This window comes from Xenorhabdus stockiae (assembly GCF_002632825.1).
GTDB classification, from domain to species: domain Bacteria; phylum Pseudomonadota; class Gammaproteobacteria; order Enterobacterales; family Enterobacteriaceae; genus Xenorhabdus; species Xenorhabdus stockiae.
The window spans coordinates 1-2,812 of the sequence record NZ_NJAJ01000089.1 but is presented as its reverse complement, the minus strand read 5'-3'; the positions used below and the strand labels follow the sequence as shown (position 1 = coordinate 2,812).

The following is a 2,812-nucleotide window of genomic DNA, read 5'->3' as shown; positions in this document are numbered from 1 at the left end:
CCGATATCCCGATGGGGTCACTGGCGGATAAGAAAACGCGACAGGCCAGAGTATCAGCACATCGTTATTTTGATGATGTCGTCAGGAGTCGTAATTTAGCGCGCACGGAAGCCTATCAATGGTTAGCACGTCAATTGGACATCAGTTTCAACACCTGTCACTTCGGCTGGTTTGATACTGATATGTGTAAGAAAGCAGAGAGTATATGTAGGGGGTTTAAATGAGTAATTATTGTGTAAATTGCGGAACTAATAAACGCGGCAGTAAATATTGTCCCGGCTGTCAGGAAGAGGCCTATATCTATAACGAACAATATTTGCAGCGTGAAGAAGATTATTATATCGAATTCAGCGATGAATTTATGGACAAGCTTAAACAGCAAGAAGCTGAGCAATTGACAAGTAAAATTAAATATACAGGTGATAATAATGAACAATGATGTAATTGAGTTGGCGCGGGAAATAGAAAATTTGCAAGTTAAAGCAGCAATGGAGCTATCTAATTCTTGGATAATAGAGAGACTTTTACTAGCAAATGCAGCCGCACTCTGCTTATTAGAGAAAGGAGACAAAGAGCAGGCTATGGCTTGGATGGAAGGCCTTTTTGATTGGGCTGAGGAAGATTTATTATCTGAGGCAGAAAGTAATTCAGATGATTTGGATGGTTGGGTAAATAAACGAATGGAAAGCGAAGTAAGTACAATAAAAGCACTGGAAATTATTCGCTCAGAAACACCTGCCGTAGAGAAAATTAAAAACTCACTGGAAGAATTAGCAAAGAAACTCGCTGAATATGAAAATATGAAGCCAGTTGCCATATATAACATAGCTGATGGTGAGGTTTATAAAAGCATTCATGATATAGGTGATAACAAAAGCATATTATTAGCTCCTCTCTACCGTCATCCAAACAAATAACGAGAAGTAATATGGACTACAGTCAATTATCAGATTTTGAAATTAACAAGCTAGTAGCTGAAAAATTCAACATATTACAATGTATGTTTTGCGCCAATGATTCAGAAGAAATGATATGGAATGTTTCATCAGGTGATAATTATGGTGGCTTTATCAGTAAACGAGGCCGGGCATTCGATCCCTGTAATAATCCATCAGAATCTATGCCAATAATTATTAAATATGGAATCAGTCTTATATTTCAGGACAGAAAGTTTCACTATGCAAGTAATGACGGTGAAATAGAGTGCTTTCTTGATAATCCATATAAAGCAGCAATGGTTATATTTCTGCATATGAAGGATATGGAGAATGAAAGATGACTTTGGAGGTAGTAATACCCCTCCCGAATTTAAAGATTTATGGCAAACTCCCCTCCCGTTATTTAAGGACGTTAAATTATGCCCAAAGCTAGATTTATCGACATAGAAGAAATGAAAAGGATATTTATATATAACCCAGAAACTGGCAATTTAATTTGGAAAGAGAGACATTCATCAATGTTCAAGGATGAACATGCTGCAAAATCATTTAATAACAGGAAAGCTGGTAAAGTAGTTGGAAGCATCAGAAAAAATAAAAATGGGAAACGTTATCTTGCTGTTAAAGTCGGCAGAGATACACATTTAGTTCATCGTATATGTTGGGTTATACATAAAAATGAACAACCTAATATGGTTGATCATATTAATGGAGATGGAACTGACAATAGAATATCAAATTTAAGAAGCGTTACTGTTACAGAAAATAACAGGAACATGAGAAAGTTTAAAACAAATACTACAGGATATGCTGGAGTTGGGAAATATGAAGATAATAAATGGCAATCTCATATATGGATAAACAACACCCAAATAAATCTGGGTCTTTTTGATACTAAAAGTGAAGCTGTAGCAGCAAGAAAAGCCGCTGAAAAAGTCTGTGGTTATCATAAGAACCACGGTAGTGATAGAAACTTATAGTTTTTAATTTGGCGGCCTTTTATTACCCCACGAAAATTAATAACCACTGTAGATAAAGAACATCTATTCAATATAGGTAACAACGAAATAAGGAAAATAACGTGAATATACCAAAAATATCAATTGAAATATCTCGTAAATCAGCTAAAGAGTTTTGTGATTTTTATGATGATGACAAGTTATCTGATGAAAGTTTGGTTTTGTCCATAACTGATACTGTACAGGATGCATTAAATGATATTGAGTTTCCAGCTTCGGAAATAAAAACCACACTTACCAATGACTAACGAATTCGAGAACGCAAGGAGGAAGGTGGCAAGGGATTGCCTTAAGGAACTGAAACAGCATCCAAATACGACGACACATCAGTCACCGCAATTCTAGATAAACACACACCCAAATTTAAACCACTCAACCACATGAGATTCAGTGCTAAATCAGTGCTGGCTTATTATGTGCGGATTATTCGGAAGGAGAGGAGATGAAACTCATGCACCGCCATCAGGAAAAAAATGAAGTGTTCAGTCACTCATTCCAACTAACTCAGATTATTGCCTCAGTCTGGGGTGATCCGTCTGATATCACCGATGTAGTCTGGCATTCTGGATACCGTAAGCCGGAACGGGAAGCAACAGAAATAGCCCGGCTCACTATCGACATTATGGAAGGGGTGCCCGATGAGGTGCCCTACTCTGCAAGACCGAAGAATTTGAACGATATTCTCATGGCGGAACTGAACAACATTATTTTCGATGCAACGTGGAGTGATAAGGCAACCCCGGCGAGTGTAGCAAGGGTGATATTGGAGAACGGGTATCAGAAAGGAGAGGAAAAATGAATCAGTCACCTTACATTAAAACTCAGGAACTGGCAGAACGATACGGTGTAAAACCG

At 37.6% G+C, this 2,812-nt stretch carries 7 protein-coding genes; all 7 read left to right on the top strand.

Annotation, left to right across the window (positions count from 1 at the left end; genetic code table 11):
* Positions 1 to 224 (top strand): zinc-finger-containing protein (locus tag Xsto_RS20170; RefSeq protein ID WP_244590474.1); only part of this gene is annotated, 224 nt, incomplete at its 5' end.
* Positions 221 to 439, top strand: coding sequence for a hypothetical protein (locus tag Xsto_RS20165; RefSeq protein WP_099126238.1), 219 nt, complete (start codon positions 221 to 223; stop codon positions 437 to 439). The genes Xsto_RS20170 and Xsto_RS20165, both read left to right, overlap by 4 nt.
* A complete protein-coding gene (locus tag Xsto_RS20160) occupies positions 429 to 917 on the top strand; it encodes a hypothetical protein (RefSeq protein ID WP_099126237.1) in 489 nt (162 codons plus the stop codon). Before Xsto_RS20165 ends, Xsto_RS20160 begins: the two co-directional genes overlap by 11 nt.
* A gap of 11 nt (positions 918 to 928) precedes the next feature.
* Positions 929 to 1,279 (top strand): phage protein NinX family protein, encoded by a 351-nt coding sequence (locus tag Xsto_RS20155; protein ID WP_099126236.1) that lies wholly within the window; start codon positions 929 to 931, stop codon positions 1,277 to 1,279.
* 78 nt (positions 1,280 to 1,357) lie between these two features.
* Positions 1,358 to 1,918, top strand: coding sequence for an HNH endonuclease (locus tag Xsto_RS20145; RefSeq protein ID WP_099126235.1), 561 nt, complete (start codon positions 1,358 to 1,360; stop codon positions 1,916 to 1,918).
* Positions 1,919 to 2,019: 101 nt separating this feature from the next.
* Complete coding sequence (locus Xsto_RS20140; RefSeq protein ID WP_099126234.1) at positions 2,020 to 2,205, top strand: hypothetical protein; 186 nt, start codon at positions 2,020 to 2,022, stop codon at positions 2,203 to 2,205.
* Positions 2,206 to 2,399: 194 nt separating this feature from the next.
* A complete protein-coding gene (locus tag Xsto_RS20135; protein WP_244590473.1) occupies positions 2,400 to 2,756 on the top strand; it encodes a hypothetical protein in 357 nt (118 codons plus the stop codon).
* The last annotated feature ends 56 nt before the right edge of the window (positions 2,757 to 2,812 follow it).